This window comes from Blautia sp. MB18-30 (genome assembly GCF_023669475.1).
Classification (GTDB): domain Bacteria; phylum Bacillota; class Clostridia; order Lachnospirales; family Lachnospiraceae; genus Blautia_A; species Blautia_A fusiformis.
Genome location: NZ_JAMOYY010000057.1, coordinates 1 through 14,908, shown reverse-complemented (window position 1 = coordinate 14,908; position 14,908 = coordinate 1). Strand labels below are relative to the sequence as shown.

At 42.2% G+C, this 14,908-nt stretch carries 16 protein-coding genes and 1 riboswitch; of the genes, 1 reads left to right on the top strand and 15 read right to left on the bottom strand.

Translation table 11 applies throughout. The annotated features are described in order from the left end of the window. Window positions 1-27 precede the first annotated feature (27 nt). The 13 genes from fliB to NCY57_RS15670 form a co-directional block, all read right to left on the bottom strand. Complete coding sequence (fliB, locus tag NCY57_RS15730) at window positions 28-1,164, bottom strand: flagellin lysine-N-methylase (protein WP_059086870.1); 1,137 nt, start codon at window positions 1,162-1,164, stop codon at window positions 28-30. A gap of 139 nt (window positions 1,165-1,303) precedes the next feature. Then, window positions 1,304-2,686 (bottom strand): MATE family efflux transporter, encoded by a 1,383-nt coding sequence (locus tag NCY57_RS15725; RefSeq protein ID WP_110925860.1) that lies wholly within the window; start codon window positions 2,684-2,686, stop codon window positions 1,304-1,306. A 126-nt stretch (window positions 2,687-2,812) separates the two neighbouring features. Then, entirely contained in the window at window positions 2,813-3,445 is a 633-nt protein-coding gene (locus NCY57_RS16860; protein ID WP_173739982.1) for a collagen-like protein, read from the bottom strand. A gap of 122 nt (window positions 3,446-3,567) precedes the next feature. Next, a complete protein-coding gene (locus NCY57_RS15715) occupies window positions 3,568-4,647 on the bottom strand; it encodes a tetratricopeptide repeat-containing glycosyltransferase family 2 protein (protein ID WP_173739981.1) in 1,080 nt (359 codons plus the stop codon). Between the two features lie 104 nt (window positions 4,648-4,751). Then, window positions 4,752-5,399: an HAD family hydrolase gene (locus tag NCY57_RS15710; RefSeq protein ID WP_015524673.1), complete on the bottom strand. Its 648-nt coding sequence runs from the start codon at window positions 5,397-5,399 to the stop codon at window positions 4,752-4,754. Between the two features lie 18 nt (window positions 5,400-5,417). Next, window positions 5,418-5,891, bottom strand: coding sequence for a 6,7-dimethyl-8-ribityllumazine synthase (ribH, locus tag NCY57_RS15705; protein ID WP_006427673.1), 474 nt, complete (start codon window positions 5,889-5,891; stop codon window positions 5,418-5,420). A 29-nt stretch (window positions 5,892-5,920) separates the two neighbouring features. Then, on the bottom strand, window positions 5,921-7,138 hold the full coding sequence (locus NCY57_RS15700) for a bifunctional 3,4-dihydroxy-2-butanone-4-phosphate synthase/GTP cyclohydrolase II (RefSeq protein WP_118515669.1): 1,218 nt from the start codon (window positions 7,136-7,138) through the stop codon (window positions 5,921-5,923). Between the two features lie 18 nt (window positions 7,139-7,156). Further along, entirely contained in the window at window positions 7,157-7,810 is a 654-nt protein-coding gene (gene ribE, locus NCY57_RS15695) for a riboflavin synthase (RefSeq protein WP_004844978.1), read from the bottom strand. Further along, window positions 7,792-8,919: a bifunctional diaminohydroxyphosphoribosylaminopyrimidine deaminase/5-amino-6-(5-phosphoribosylamino)uracil reductase RibD gene (gene ribD / locus NCY57_RS15690; protein WP_173739980.1), complete on the bottom strand. Its 1,128-nt coding sequence runs from the start codon at window positions 8,917-8,919 to the stop codon at window positions 7,792-7,794. The genes ribE and ribD overlap by 19 nt, the downstream gene beginning before the upstream one ends. A 275-nt stretch (window positions 8,920-9,194) precedes the next feature. Beyond that, a riboswitch (FMN riboswitch) is annotated at window positions 9,195-9,309 on the bottom strand. A gap of 577 nt (window positions 9,310-9,886) precedes the next feature. Then, the gene (locus tag NCY57_RS15685) at window positions 9,887-11,134 is read right to left on the bottom strand and encodes a tyrosine-type recombinase/integrase (protein ID WP_173739979.1); all 1,248 of its coding nucleotides are present in this window, start codon (window positions 11,132-11,134) and stop codon (window positions 9,887-9,889) included. A 100-nt stretch (window positions 11,135-11,234) separates the two neighbouring features. Further along, window positions 11,235-11,417, bottom strand: coding sequence for an excisionase (locus NCY57_RS15680; protein WP_028088126.1), 183 nt, complete (start codon window positions 11,415-11,417; stop codon window positions 11,235-11,237). A 9-nt stretch (window positions 11,418-11,426) separates the two neighbouring features. Further along, window positions 11,427-11,948 carry a type II toxin-antitoxin system PemK/MazF family toxin gene (locus NCY57_RS15675; RefSeq protein WP_173739992.1) on the bottom strand — a complete coding sequence of 174 codons (522 nt, stop codon included), beginning with the start codon at window positions 11,946-11,948 and terminating at the stop codon, window positions 11,427-11,429. Between the two features lie 593 nt (window positions 11,949-12,541). Further along, window positions 12,542-13,012 (bottom strand): RNA polymerase sigma factor, encoded by a 471-nt coding sequence (locus tag NCY57_RS15670; RefSeq protein ID WP_028088124.1) that lies wholly within the window; start codon window positions 13,010-13,012, stop codon window positions 12,542-12,544. A 485-nt stretch (window positions 13,013-13,497) separates the two neighbouring features. Between NCY57_RS15670 and NCY57_RS15665 the strand changes: the two genes are divergently transcribed. Beyond that, the gene (locus NCY57_RS15665; RefSeq protein WP_055181100.1) at window positions 13,498-13,860 is read left to right on the top strand and encodes a helix-turn-helix domain-containing protein; all 363 of its coding nucleotides are present in this window, start codon (window positions 13,498-13,500) and stop codon (window positions 13,858-13,860) included. 181 nt (window positions 13,861-14,041) lie between these two features. Here the strand turns inward: NCY57_RS15665 and NCY57_RS15660 are convergent, their stop codons facing one another. After that, window positions 14,042-14,383, bottom strand: coding sequence for a hypothetical protein (locus NCY57_RS15660; protein ID WP_026649399.1), 342 nt, complete (start codon window positions 14,381-14,383; stop codon window positions 14,042-14,044). A gap of 58 nt (window positions 14,384-14,441) precedes the next feature. Next, window positions 14,442-14,864: a winged helix-turn-helix domain-containing protein gene (locus NCY57_RS15655; protein ID WP_173739978.1), complete on the bottom strand. Its 423-nt coding sequence runs from the start codon at window positions 14,862-14,864 to the stop codon at window positions 14,442-14,444. Window positions 14,865-14,908 lie beyond the last annotated feature (44 nt).

Here is a 14,908-nt window from a genome sequence, read left to right as displayed (position 1 = left end):
TACTTAATATAACTTTAAGTTATAAAGTCATTTCCCTGTGATCAGCGCAAAATATCCCCACTCCCACAGAAGCTCTTCAAAACTGTTCTCAAGATATTCCCGGATATCGTCTTCCTCATATCCGGTCATTCTGGAGATCACTACCATATAATCCCGGAGTGTTTCGTAGGGAAGAGATCCCCGTCCATCTTTCTGCCACCGAAGAAAAACAGCCTGGCGGATGGTGGCATATTCCATACCGATCCACTGCATATGGACCAGGGCATCTTCCAAATCTCCCTCCGGTGTCAGAAGATCTGAATATACTTCGTTGGCAAGAAAGCTCCGGAGAAGGTCTTCATATACACGAAATTTCCGATAAAAATCCTCCCGGGCTTCCACCAGTTCCTCTTCCTCATATTCTTCGGACAATTCCTCCGCAAGCTCCATCACCGGCTCCAGATATTTCCGGTAAAGTCCCTCTTTCCGGTAATTTACAGCCAGGTCCTGCAAAAGTTCATTGCATTCGTCCATGGTATCCAGAACAGGCAGCTCTATTTCATTAATAGCATGTTCCAGTTGGCGAATCGTTTTCTCTGAAAAATAATCTTCCACAAGCTCTGTGGTAAGCGGCATGTTCCAGTGAAGTTCCTTCAGAACATAAAAACTTTCAAGAAGGATTTCCTCCGGTGTTTTTTCAGGATCCATTATAAGATCCATAACCTTCCGGCGCACAAGAAAAAGCGGCTGTTCCTTTTCTTTTGGAGTTTCCGGAAAAGCGATTCTTTTCTTCTCCTTCCAGATGTCCAGGACAGCCGGGCAACAGGGCATCATGGTCGCTTCCTTATGATCCTGAAATTCATGGATCTCCCTTGGAAAAATCTGGCAGGTCTCTGAAAGCATCGAATCCCCATAAGCACTTACCAGATAGCACAGTCTGTTCTTTGCAAGAAAAGGACAATCGTGCTCTTCCGTCATCTTCATGATCCGGCTGCCGTCCTTTTTCATGGTATAGGCCTGCAGGCAGCTTCTGTGTCCGGGCACCTCTGACGGCGGCTGGATGGTTTTCCAGTTTCTGTAGGTTTCATCATCTATGTTGATCTTCCATTCCCTGCAGCAGCTGATGGTGCATTTGTCTGCAATACAGGTAAATTCGTCGTAATAATCAGGTTTTAATAATTCCATGTTTCCTCCATATTCTTTATTTTCCAGCTCCAATGTCTCCTGTTTGCAAAATGGACATGAGTTGACCTGTTTTATTTTCCCCGTAAACACAGAAAAGCGGAATTCTATCCGCTTTTTCTGATATTCTGTGTATTCGTTTTTATTCTGCAGTCTCTCCCAGAAGCTGCCTGTGAACTTTCCGCCTTACAAACCAGAAACAGGTCACCTGCATGATGATCGTAAGGATCCAGGATGCCGGGTAGGAAATAAACAGTACCTTCAATGATCTGTGTGCCGGGAAAATTCCGAATATCCACACGATCCGGAGTCCGACGGTTCCGATGATCGACAGGATCATGGGGACACCGGAGCGTCCCATTCCGCGCAGTGCTCCCGGAAACAGATCCATCTGTCCGCAAAGGAAATAGGTAACTGTGGTATAGACAAGAATCTCCATTCCGCATTGGATAACCTTAGGGTCTTCCGTATAGATCTTCAGAAGCTGCGGACCGAAAAAGTATGCACCACAGCCCATGGCAAAGGATACGACAAAGGACAGGATCATACAGTCAACAAGCACCCGGTCCATACGTTTCGGTTTTCGCACACCATAATTCTGACTGGTAAAGCTCATGCAGGCCTGGGTAACTGAATTTACAGACACATACAGAAATCCGAAGATATTGTTTGCTGCCGTATATCCTGCCATTGCAATGGAGCCAAAAGAATTTACAGAGGACTGGAGCAGCACATTGGAAAAATTGATCACTGTACTCTGGATTCCTGCTGGAAGCCCTACCTGAAAGATCTGTTTCAGATATTCCATATTTATGGACAGACTCGAAAAACGCAGCTGATAGCTTCCCTCTGTCTGATACAGGCATCGGAGAACAAGGATACAGGAGATCAGCTGAGAAATCACGGTTCCGATTCCGACACCTGCCACACTTAAATGACAAATGATCACAAAAAACAGGTTCAGAAGCGCATTGGCACAACCGGAAATGATCAAAAAGACCAACGGCCGCTTGGTATCTCCCACTGCACGCAGAATTGCTGCGCCATAGTTATACAGCATAAAAAACGGCATTCCCAGAAAATAGATACGCATATAAAGAGTAGAAAGATCGATCACATCCTCCGGCGTATCCATCAGCTCCAGGCAGATTCTGGCAAAGATTACTCCCAGAACTGCCATGATGATCCCGCTGATCAGAGCCAGCAGGATCGATGTATGTACTGTTTCTGACATTTCTTCATCCTTACCGGCAGCATAAAATCTGGCTGCCAGCACATTGGCACCAAGAGAAATCCCGATAAAAAGGTTGGTAAACACATTGATCAGTGCGGTAGTGGAGCCTACTGCCGCCAGCGCCTCACTTCCGCTGAAACGTCCCACTACCACGATATCCACTGCATTGAACATCAGCTGCAGGATACCGGACAGCATCAGCGGCAGTGAAAACGAAATCAGCTTGTCCATGATCGACCCATTGCACATATCGATCTCATACTTGTTTTTTTTCACGATTTCATCCCCCATAATCATACTTAGACAAAAATATTATAGCACCTTTCGTCAGAAAGCTACAATGAAATATTTTTATGGAGAATATACAGCGGCTGCATAAAATACGCAGCCGCACAGTAACGTGTGTTTATCATTTCACTATCTTTCCAGGAGTCCTGCATCACGAAGGTTTGCAAGAAGTGCATTAAAATCCTCTACAATATCATCTACCGTTGTTGCATTTCCAACAGCAGCTGCCGGGGTTACTGTTCCGGCAGGGCCGGTGGCTCCGGCTGCTCCTGCAGGACCAGTGGCTCCTGTTGCTCCTGTTGGACCTGCTGGACCGGTGGCTCCGATCGCACCAGCCGGACCTGTTACCCCCGTCGTTCCCGCTGGACCAGTGGCTCCTGTTGCTCCTGTCGCTCCCATTGCTCCCGCTGGACCCGTGGCTCCCGTCGGACCTGTTACTCCTGCAGGACCGGTGGCTCCTGTTGCTCCCGTCGGACCGATGACTCCCGCTGGACCCGTTGCTCCAGCCGGACCAGTGGCTCCCGTATATCCCTGTATTCCCGGTTCCCCCTGCGGTCCCTGAGGACCCATAGGACCCGGAACTCCCGGACAGCCTCTGGGACCGGTTGGTCCTGTAGGTCCCACAGGGCCTGGGCAGCCTCTTGTTCCACATCTGTCACATCCACAGGAACTATGATTTCCATAACAGGACATACAGGACAAATCCTCATGACTGTCCTGCTGCATTTCCATTTCCTTACGTTTTCGATGCCTGAACAGCATTCTTCGATCACCTCATAGGAAAATAACTTTCCCTACAGTATATGACAACAGCTTTTACCTGTGCATAGGATCCCCGCAAGCTTGTACCCTGCCAGAAAAATATAATAAAGATATCTTTTCTTTTATGCCAGACCATATTTTTCCCGGAAATATTTCTGGTCATACAATACTCCCGGATCTTCCGGCTTCAGTTCCATCGCTTTCTTATGAAAAAAGAATGCCTGCTCCGGGCATCCCATTTTATCATAACAAACGCAAAGCTGCATATATGGCACAAACCCATGATACTCAGCCATAAAAAATCCACCCTTTTTCTTATCTGAAGGCACAGTGAGCGCCTGCCCGTACCAGTAGGCAGCCTGTCTGGGCAGCTCTCTTTCCAGAAAGATCTTACCGACCTCACAGCAGATTTCCGCCCTCGGCACATCCATAGTCAGACTGTACAGAAAAGCTTCCAGTGCGTACTTTTTTTCTCCCATTTTCCGGTAGCACTGTCCAAGTACAAAACAGGCATCGATCTTATTTTCCAGCCATCCGGACGGATTTTTCAGGAACTCCACCAACACAGTCTCTGTCTCCGGATAACGCTGATGATAATACAGTTCTCTCCCATAATAAAGCTGATGTCTGGGTTCCAGCGTTTCTCCTCCTGCCAGCATTTTTTCATAAATGCGAAGATTACGGTCCGGATCACCTTTTCCACATTTCCGGTGCCGGATCACCACATCTGAATAAATGATATTTCCCTCCGGAATCACAGTTTCATGAACTGCCCCATTCCATCTGAAATTTCTGGATGTTTTCATTATCCGCTCCCGAAAATAAGAAAATGTTGTTCTCCCGCTCTGGTCAAACCCTGCCGCATATTCCATCATTACAACATCTGTTCCGGGATCCAGAGTTTCTTTAAGACTCTTCAGTTTTTCCAGATTTTCTTCATCTAGGACATCATCCGCATCCAGCCACATCCAGTAATCGGTGCGGACTTTTTCCAGAAGAAAATTACGCGGAGCAGAAAAATCATCACACCAGGGAAAATCAAACACCTGCGACGTATACTGCTCCGCGATCTCTTTTGTTCTGTCTGAAGAACCGGTATCTGCGATCAGGATCGCATCCATCACCTGAGAAACCGGCTTCAAGATCCTCTCAAGAACTGCTTCTTCATTTTTTACGATCATACATAGACTGAGGGAAATCATATTTTAGGATCCTTCGGATTTTTATAATATTTATGCCGTTCCCGTCAGTCCTATGCCTTCTGTCAGTGTACAGCTTCTACTTTCGGATAAAGCTGAACTCATCCTCATATCACCAACTGTGGTATATCCTCTATATGTTCCGCAAGACGATCTGCTCCGTTCAGCTCCCCGCTCTCACCATATCCATACAGGCATCCTATAAATGGGCTTTTGCAGGCTCTGGCACATTCCAGATCCTGCCTCCTATCTCCGACCACCAGATAAGGGCCTGTATATTCCCGGATGATTTCCTGCACAATTTCTGTCTTTGGACGGAATCCATACGATTCGCAGTCATAAAAATGATCGAACCATCGTTCCATCCCAAATTCCTTCCAATGCGCCTCACGATAGGAAGCTTTACAGTTACTTAAGATCACAAGATGATATCCCCGGTTCTTCAAGGCTGTAAGCATCTCCTCTGCTCCCGGATACCACACTGCCTTATGCTTCCTGATCTGTCTGACCATCAGTTCTCCTACCATCCTGCTCGCCTGCTCTTTATAGCTCTGATCCAGCTCCGGCAAAAATGTATTCCACATCTCCTTACTGTTAAATCCCAGCCAGCCGGCAATTTCCGCCGAGCCTATCTCCCGTTCTTCTGCAGCCTTCTGTTCTGTCAGCCACTGATAGGTTTCGCGAAATGCCGGTTCATAGATTCCAAGGGTATGATGGATCGTTCCATCATAATCGAATATGATCGTTTTTGTCATCATTTATTTCCCTATCTATTAGAGCTGCTTCATCAGATTGACCATCTCGATCGCAGATAACGCACAGTCATAGCCTTTATTTCCCGCTTTGCTTCCTGCACGCGCAATAGCCTGCTCGATATTCTCAGTCGTGATCACTCCGAATAAGACCGGAATCCCTGTTGCAAGTTCAACCTGTGCGATCCCCTTGGCAGATTCATTGCACACCAGATCATAATGTGAAGTATCTCCACGGATGACAGCTCCCACGCAGATAACTGCATCATATTTTCCGGACTGTGCCATTTTCTGTGCTGTAAGCGGAATCTCAAATGCTCCCGGCACCCATGCTGCAGTAATATTCTCTTCTTCTACTCCATGTCTTACCAGTCCGTCGACTGCCCCTCCCAATAATTTATTCACAATGATCTCATTGAATCTCGCTGCCACGATACCAACTTTCATTCCCTCCGGTGCTACTACTTTTCCTTCTACTAAATTGATCTGTCTCATTTTTTCTTCCTCCTGCTATTTGCTGTTTTTTATAAATTTATTTCTTTAAAAATATGACCCATCTTTTCCTGCTTCGTCTTCATATACTTCCGGTCATACTTTTGTACCGGAATCTCCAATGGTACTCTCTCATTGATCTTCAGCCCAAATTCACCAAGCCCATAGACTTTATCCGGGTTATTGGTCAGTAATCTTAATGATTTCACACCAAGGTCTGACAGTATCTGCGCCCCAACCCAGTACTCTCTGAGATCCGGTGCAAACCCTAACTTCACATTAGCCTCCACGGTATCATATCCCTGTTCCTGAAGCGCATAGGCTTTGATCTTATTGATCAGTCCGATCCCTCTGCCTTCCTGTCTCATATACAGAATGATCCCTCTGCCTTCCGCCTCTACCTGGCGCATCGCTGTCTGCAGCTGCAGGCCGCAGTCACATCTGAGCGATCCGAATGCATCTCCTGTCAGGCACTCCGAATGTACACGGCAAAGCACATCCTCACCATCTCCTAGATCACCTTTTACCAGTGCCAGATGATGCTCTCCTGTAATGTCATTGATATAGCCATACATTTTAAAATCACCGTACTGCGTTGGGAGGTTTGCAGCTGCTTCCTCCTTTACATGCTTTTCATGTATTCTTATATAATCCTGCAGATCACGAATCGTAATAAATGTAAGGTTATGCTCTTTTGCCATTTCCCATAGCTGTGATGTACGCATCATAGTGCCATCTTCTTTCATAACTTCACAGCACACGCCGCATTCTTTCAGTCCGGCAAGTCTCATAAGATCTGTTGTTGCCTCCGTATGGCCATTTCGTACCAGAACCCCGCCTTTTCTGGAAATAAGCGGAAATACATGTCCCGGTCTTCTGAAATCCTCCGGTTTTGACTGATCATCCACACACTTCATAATGGTATAGGAGCGTTCTGCCGCAGAGATACCGGTGGTTGTATCTGCGTGATCCACTGCCACGGTAAATGCTGTACTGTGATTGTCCGTGTTCTCAGCAACCATCGGCGGAAAGTTCAATCTCGCCGCAATTTCTGCACTCATCGGTGTACAGATAAGACCCTTTGCATAAGTCGCCATGAAATTAATATTTTCCCGGGTCGCAAACTCTGCCGCACATATCAGATCTCCCTCATTTTCTCTGTCCGGATCATCTGTGACCAGAACTATTTTTCCTTCCTTAAGATCCCTAAGTGCCTCTTCAATTGTGTTGTACTGATAATTTTGTGACATAGTGTATATCCTCCTGTTCTAAAACCCGAATTCTTCAAGAAACTCCATCGTAATTCCGGATTCTTTTTTCTCTTCTTCGTTTTTTCTGATGCCAAGCAATTTTTCTACATATTTTCCGATCACATCATTTTCCAGATTAACCAGATCCCCCGGCACCTTTTCCAAAAGGGTGGTTTCTTCTCCTGTATGTGGAATGACCGACACCTGAAAACCAGCTTCATCAACCCTTGCAACTGTCAGGCTGATCCCATCAATACAAACGGATCCTTTTTCCACGATCAGATGCAAGATCTGTGGCGATGTCTCAATCGATACCCAGATGGCATTTTCTTCCCGGAGCATGGAACGTATCACTCCAGTCCCATCAATATGGCCGCTTACTATGTGTCCCCCGAACCTGCCATCTGCAGCCATTGCACGTTCCAGGTTTACCTGGCTTCCAGCTTTACAACTGCCAAGACTGCTTCTTCTGATCGTCTCTGCCATCACATCAGCAGTAAATCCGTCCGGCTGGATCGACGTAACTGTCAGACACACACCATTCACAGCAATACTGTCACCGATCCTTGTCCCTTCCAGGACTTTCCGGGCTTTCACTGCCAGGATCCCTGATTCTCCTGTCAGCTGTATATAACGGACTTTTCCTTTCTCTTCTACGATTCCTGTAAACATGATTCCTCCTGTTTTTTCTCACACACCTGACATCTTATCCGGATGTCCTCACCGATCTGGCAGATATCTGTATATTTCAGTTCTACTGCTTCAGACGGGAATTCAACTCCGATACCTTCTACCGGTGTCTTCCCGGCCACACCACCAAACAGCTTTGGTGCCACAAAAGCCTGTACTTCCTTTACAATTCCGGCTCGCAGGGCACTGTCATTTAACGTACCGCCTCCCTCCAGGAGGATGCTGTCAATACCCCTGTTTCCAAGATCTGTCATCAGCTTCTTAAGGTCTATCTGATCCTTTTCACCCGGACAGTAAATGGTCTCAACTCCCATGGTATGTAATATTTTTATTTTTTCTTCTGTATTTTTCTGATCTGCATAAGCCACGATCGTCCGGTACTTTTCCGCACTTTTTACGATCTGACTGTCCGGCGGGATCCTGAGCTTACTGTCGCACACAATCCTGACAGGACTTTTCCAGCCTTCTACCCGGACGTTCAACATCGGATCATCTGCAAGCACAGTTCCAATACCTGCCATGATCCCCATGTACTGATGCCGCATATGCTGTACTTCTTTTCTTGCCGCTTCTCCGGTGATCCATTTTGATGCTCCTGTCTTCGTTGCGATCTTCCCATCCAGTGTCATGGCATACTTCATCACCACGTATGGGGTTTTCGTAGTAATATAATGGAAAAACACCGGATTCAGCTGATCACATTCTTCTCTCATAAAATCTTCAACTACTGTTACACCGGCTTCCCTTAACATCTGTACACCTTTTCCTGCCACTTTCGGATTCGGATCTCGGGAACCGATCACCACTTTTCTGATCTTCTGTTCAATGATCGCTTCCGTACATGGAGGTGTTTTTCCATGATGACAGCAAGGCTCCAGCGTAACATAAATCACCGCACCTTCTGCTGGTTCTGTGAGGGAAGCAATTGCATTACGTTCCGCATGAAGTTCTCCATACTTTTTATGATAGCCTTCCCCGATGATCCTTCCGTCTTTTACGATCACTGCCCCTACCATCGGATTGGGATTCGTCCAGCCTTCTCCTTTTTTGGCCAGCTGAATCGCCCGAAGCATATATTCCTGATCCGTCATTTTTATTCCTTCTTTCTTATTCCTGTTCTTTGCCTGGTACGCCAAGGCTTTTAGACCTGTGCAATCGGATTCACAGACAAGTGCGTGGTATATTTATTTCGAAAACGATGTGCCAAATACAAAAAAAGCCTGCAGAAATATCTGCAGGGTGGAATTGATCTGTTACATATGATCAATAAATGAATGTCTGATTATTTCCTACATAAAAAGCTCTGAAATGGATCACCATCTCAGAGCTCTGATACTACATTCATTCATACAAAAATCAACTGTACTATCATCTTCTTCCATCCAGACTATACTGTCGGCCCCGGAATCTCACCGGATCATGCCTTTCGGCTCGCGGGCTCTACCGCCGGTAGGGAATCACACCCTGCCCTGAAGATATCTTTTTGTTTATTTTAATACTTTATCTGTTATTTGTAAAGCGGAAATTTTTTATTTAAATTCCACCGCCCTACCACTGTTATATATAAAACAAGGGTGAGAAGCCTGATTTTCAGGCTTGCCACCCTTGCATATCATAGAAGAATCTTATTTACAGACTTTTTCTCACAGTCTCGAATTTATTCCCCAATACGCAAAAAAACCTTGAATCATCCCATTTTCATAGGAAATTCAAGGTTTTTCATTGATTTACATGATAAAATTACGGTTCAAATTCTTATGCGAACTGTAAGATTATGCGTTCATCTGTTTTGCGACTTTTGAATTACATTCCAGCCTGATTTGTGAACTTTGTAATTACATTCCTCCTGTATTGCTACTTATATATAATACAGCTATGTATTTATCAGCATTTTCAAGAAATTTCTATCTCTATCTAACTGATGATTTTTTGTGTTCCCCAAGTTTTTGAGTTGGGGAATGTTTTTGAATATTTGTTGCTTGATTTCAGGTTCATTTTTTCTCATTTGGGGAATCTTTTTTATAAAGTTGGGGAGTATTTTGTTCCCCAACTTTATAATCAACAATGACTCATCGCTGAAATTCTAACTTTTCGGATTTCTTCATTATAATATTCTTCCGGTGTCTGTGTCTTCGCCACTCCAAATTTCTTAATTTCTTCTTCCATTATATTATCCAAGACATGTGTATAAATGTTTAATGTGATGCTGATACTCGAATGTCCCATCAACCTCTGGACAACCTTCGGTTCCATTTTCTTTTCAAAGCATCTTGTAGCAAACGTATGTCGTAAACTATGTGGGTGGAAGTCCCTGATCTCTCTGGGTTCTCTATTTTCTTGTACTGCCAGAACTCCTTCTTTTTCTCTCATTCTCTTTAAAGCCTTTTTTATTTCTTTCTCTACAACATATCTGACGCAGGGACTTCCCATACCTGTTGTAAATACCAAATCTTTTAAATCATCCGTACTTCTCCAGCGACTGCCCAGTTCCTCTTTTAGCTTATTCTGTTTTTTCCTCTGAGCTTTTAATATTTCTTCCATTTCTCCTAAAAACGGAATCTCTCTGATTGAATTTACCGTTTTAGGAGTTACAAGCATCATTCTCTTTTCTCCATTATAATAACTACAACTCAAGGAACGTCTGACGTGAACTACTTTCTTTTTTAAATCTATATCGCTCCATTTCATTCCACCAAGTTCTCCAACTCGGACACCTGTAAGACACATGAAATAAAACATTTCTTTATACCAGCTATCCTCCATCTCACTCAGGAAATTGTCCTGTTCTTCCTGGGTTAATGCAATTTCTTCTTTTGATTGTTTAAATGTCCATGGTACTTCTACAATCAAACATGGATTTACTTTAATCAATTGGTTTCCTAATGCAAAATCTAAGCATTCTCTTAAACGCCCCAATGCTTCTCGCATTGCACTGTGCGATACTTGATTCTGTTCCATTGCATTTAATGCTCTCTGAACATCCAACGGTTTAATATCTTTCAGCTTCATTGACCCGATATAAAAACCAAATGTTCTTTTGAAATTATTTTTCATCGGTGCAATACTCGTTTCTTTCACCCGGTGTTGCTTTACCTCTGAAAACCATTCTTCAAACCACTCATTCAATGTGATTCTGGTTTTTCTATAATCCAATGTATCCCTGGCATTTTCTTTTGCCTTTTCAAATTCTTCCATCAGTTCGTTTAGATCTGTTCCATATAAATTGATTCTAATTCCGTTTACAACCGCTCTTGCTTCATATGAACCGTTCTTCTCTCTAACTCCTCTTGGTAATGCTTTTGCCATAATTGTTTCCTCCTGAAAAACTTCTTATCTGTTGCTCCTTCAAATTACCATTCATAAACGTGCAAAACAAACATGCGAATTTTTGTTTCGCATTCTTGACTTACTTTCTGACCTGTGCTAACAGCCATTTATCGAGTAAGAGCTTATGTGCATAATTACGATTGCCAATTCTGACAACAAATATTTTTTCATTTTCTCTCATCAATTCTCTAGTTTTCGTCATCCCAAGATTCAAGTAAGCTGCTGTTTCTTCTACATTTAAAAGTACCTTTTCTTGCTCCATATACTACCCTCACACTCGCTTCTTTCCTATATAATAGTCATATCCTTTTCTGATATTGCAAAACATACAAGTATCCTTATATCGCTGTTCTGGATTCACCCTCCGGATATAATGTCCCGGCACATCATAAAAATTGCCTGCGCATACTCTGCACAGGCTCACGACTAACGATTTTTCAATGATTTTCGGTATCCCGGTACTTCTTCGGATTGCTTTATTGATTTTCTCCATTTCTACCCGGTTCAACGTACATACATAATTTTCCAACCGTCTCTTATCTAAAGTTCTAAGCTGCTCTAACAGCACTACAGAATCCTTTTCCAGACCTTCGATTTCTGGAATTGCAATGTGTGTCGGCAGTTTCATTTTTTCTTTACTAGTAATTGCTGCCACAATCACTGTCGGACTGTATTTATTTCCTATATTATTCTGAATCACCAGCACCGGACGATAACCGCCCTGTTCACTTCCAAATACAGGATCAAGGTCGGCATGATAAATATCCCCACGCCTGACGTTTCTATCTTCCATCCTTGCTTTATCTCCTCTCGACTTTCTAACTGTTGTTATTCCTAAATATGTAAAATACAAGCCTATTTGTCCCCGACGTCCCGACTTGTAATTGGGAAATCATCAGACGGCTGACTGCTAATCAGCTCCACAGGATTTTATTTAAAATAAATATGTGGGATTGGGATTTTTCCTCTCCAGGGATCTCCTGAAGCTGCCCTCACTTGTTGCGGCATCAAAGAAATATTTTGTATACACGACTTTATGACCGGACAGGAGTATCATTATGCCTGTTGTCTGTTATCGCCCTGCCAGAAGCAATCTGACAGTTATAACCAGATATTTTTCGCTCAACAGTCTGGGCAATACAAACTAAAACCAAAAGGAAGTATACGGGTGGGATTTCGCTGTCTTTACCCAATCCGTGTTATGGCGTATCTGTTAATGTGGCTTACGCTCATCACGATAACAACAGGAATGTGCCTGATGAATGTATATGAATTTGTCAAGGTTCGTCCCGCTCCCCAGTCTTTTCATAACAAAAGAAGAAACAGGTGGATCAGAATATTTCTCTTTCCACCTGTTTCCTCACTTAAATGCTATTTTTCAACCCACTATCTCAAAATCTTTTTCAAATTTCTGATTGCTGCTTTTACAGACTTTGCTACCATTTGAAAAGAGCAGCCTTCTTCCTGTGCAATCTGCTCATAATTCTTATCTTCAAAATAATACTTCATCAATCGTCTTCTCTGAATTTCCGACAACTGCTGAATTGCACTATGTAACCGTTCCGTTTCCAGTTTATTCAGAACCGTATCCTCTACACTTTCTTCTTTCTGAAATATCCGTTCATACAAACTGGAATCCCATACTTCTGACTGCTCAATGTGCCTGTCCACAACATTCATATGCGACACATCCTGCAATTCAAACGTATTAAAAGCCTCATATACACTCTTTCCTATTTCCAAATCCTTGTACTCTTTTTCACCATTGCGGAATGAAACATAATATTTTCCGTCCTTCTCATAGATTTCATATGGGTTGTATTTATCTTTTCTTCTTTTTGGCTGTCTGCCTTCCATGTCCTTTCCTCCGATCTGAATTTTTTTGAATTCAGATCAGTAGGCGGGGCACGAATACGAACAATCGTCCTTGTTAGGAATTGTTCATTCTCAATATTTAGGTAACAAAAAACGCCCTGACAGATTTCACTCCTATGGACGCATTTAATTCGATATTTTATTACCCTGGATTCATTATTGGCTCTTACCCTAGTTTCAATTCCAACATTTACTAATGAAATTGTTGAGATTTTTTTAATTGAATACCTTCTGTTGAACAGAATTTTTTAGCTGAACTCTTGCTAAGAACCATATTTTCTCCGGTTAGATTCCGGAAAAGAAAATAAGCATACAAATACTGCTCTTTCGGAATCTGTTTTTTTTAACCGAAAGAGATTTGTATGCTTTCTCATTCATTGGGTAATACCCTGTATTTTTTCTAATGTTACACCCTTTTCACTTTTCAAATTTAGGGTAATACACTAAGTTTATGGAGGTATATAAACATGGATATTCCAAAAACATTATTTGCCACTTTAGTAAAACAAGGGCGTATGGAAATGCATTTAACACAAGAAGCTCTTGCTGAAAAACTCGGAATATCGGCGGCTTATCTTGGAGACCTCGAACGCCATAAAGGCGGTCCCAGTCTGGAATTATTTTGTAAAACCATGCAGACTTTAAATATTTCTGCTGATGACTACGTTTATCCAAATCAGAATAAAAATAATTCTACATATGATCAGATTCTTCGGCTCTTAAATCAGTGCAATGATTATCAGTTACAGGTAATTCTTGCAACTACGACAGCTTTGCTAGATTCTAATCCTTTTATTTCTAACGTAGACACTACTAATGATACAGAATAAAACTTGTAAAATACCGATAAATAGCTGATAATTACCGATATTTAAAATTAGTGGAATAAATACTATTACCATATGTTAAAAACAGTTATGCTATATCATTACAACTTGATATAACATAACTGTTTCTTCTTTACGAACATCCTTTTATCTATCAAATACTACATTTTCCTCCACAACACACTTAATTGCTTTTCATCTCGCTAATTATTTTTTCCATATCCGTCGATTTTTTCAAGAGTCCTAAACCAGCCAATAACTGAATACAATCTACATATCCTTGACAATATGCCCTTTGTTCTGACACAAACGCTTCTTCTTCCAAAATTTCTCCATATTGCTTCAACTTCTCCCTGTCCTCATTACTTATATGATCGAGAAGTTTATTCACCTTTTCTTTTTCCATTTTCTTCTTCAACTGAATATTTGCAAGTTCTTGGAAATAGATATAACTTTCTCTGTTTATATTCTCACAACGCAACTGGTTCAAAAAAGAGGATATTTCATTCCAAATATCATTTTCCATAAAAATTTCTCCTGCTATTTTGGGTATCTTTACTTATTATGCCCAATTTTATATTCCATCATTTCATCAATTCACCATTAAATTTATATCCCATACCCCATACATTTAAAATGTATCTTGGTTTTGCAGAATCTGGCTCAATCTTTTTTCTGATTCTCCGAATTATGCCCATAACATTATCTTCTGCCCCATAATATGGCTCTTTCCACACCTGTGTATATATTTGTTCCTTTGAAAATATCCGTCCTGGATTTTTTGCCAGCAAATATAATATTTCAAATTCATAATTCGTCAATTGAACCCGCTCACCATTACTTTCTACAGAACGATATTCCGCATTTATTTTTAATGCTCCATAATCAAGTACCCTATTTTGTTTACCAGGTATCTCAGAGTATTTTTTAGCAGACAGAAAATGTAATAATTCATTTAATTTTTCTTCCTCATTTTCATCAAATGTTACAACAACTACCCTTCCCATTTTTATAAAAACCTTTCATATTTCAAATCTTACAAGTGTAATTT

Excerpts from the sequence above, each read along its gene's own strand:
- ribH (WP_006427673.1), bottom strand. The coding sequence starts at position 5,891 with ATGAGACAGATCAATTTAGTAGAAGGAAAAGTAGTAGCACCGGAGGGA.
- NCY57_RS15670 (WP_028088124.1), bottom strand. The coding sequence starts at position 13,012 with ATGGAAGGCAGACAGCCAAAAAGAAGAAAAGATAAATACAACCCATAT.
- NCY57_RS15675 (WP_173739992.1), bottom strand. The coding sequence starts at position 11,948 with ATGGAAGATAGAAACGTCAGGCGTGGGGATATTTATCATGCCGACCTT.
- NCY57_RS15685 (WP_173739979.1), bottom strand. The coding sequence starts at position 11,134 with ATGGCAAAAGCATTACCAAGAGGAGTTAGAGAGAAGAACGGTTCATAT.
- NCY57_RS15715 (WP_173739981.1), bottom strand. The coding sequence starts at position 4,647 with ATGATTTCCCTCAGTCTATGTATGATCGTAAAAAATGAAGAAGCAGTT.
- NCY57_RS15710 (WP_015524673.1), bottom strand. The coding sequence starts at position 5,399 with ATGACAAAAACGATCATATTCGATTATGATGGAACGATCCATCATACC.
- ribE (WP_004844978.1), bottom strand. The coding sequence starts at position 7,810 with ATGTTTACAGGAATCGTAGAAGAGAAAGGAAAAGTCCGTTATATACAG.
- fliB (WP_059086870.1), bottom strand. The coding sequence starts at position 1,164 with ATGGAATTATTAAAACCTGATTATTACGACGAATTTACCTGTATTGCA.
- ribD (WP_173739980.1), bottom strand. The coding sequence starts at position 8,919 with ATGACGGATCAGGAATATATGCTTCGGGCGATTCAGCTGGCCAAAAAA.
- NCY57_RS15700 (WP_118515669.1), bottom strand. The coding sequence starts at position 7,138 with ATGTCACAAAATTATCAGTACAACACAATTGAAGAGGCACTTAGGGAT.
- NCY57_RS15660 (WP_026649399.1), bottom strand. The coding sequence starts at position 14,383 with ATGGAAAATGATATTTGGAATGAAATATCCTCTTTTTTGAACCAGTTG.
- NCY57_RS16860 (WP_173739982.1), bottom strand. The coding sequence starts at position 3,445 with ATGCTGTTCAGGCATCGAAAACGTAAGGAAATGGAAATGCAGCAGGAC.
- NCY57_RS15680 (WP_028088126.1), bottom strand. The coding sequence starts at position 11,417 with ATGGAGCAAGAAAAGGTACTTTTAAATGTAGAAGAAACAGCAGCTTAC.
- NCY57_RS15655 (WP_173739978.1), bottom strand. The coding sequence starts at position 14,864 with ATGGGAAGGGTAGTTGTTGTAACATTTGATGAAAATGAGGAAGAAAAA.
- NCY57_RS15665 (WP_055181100.1), top strand. The coding sequence starts at position 13,498 with ATGGATATTCCAAAAACATTATTTGCCACTTTAGTAAAACAAGGGCGT.
- NCY57_RS15725 (WP_110925860.1), bottom strand. The coding sequence starts at position 2,686 with ATGGGGGATGAAATCGTGAAAAAAAACAAGTATGAGATCGATATGTGC.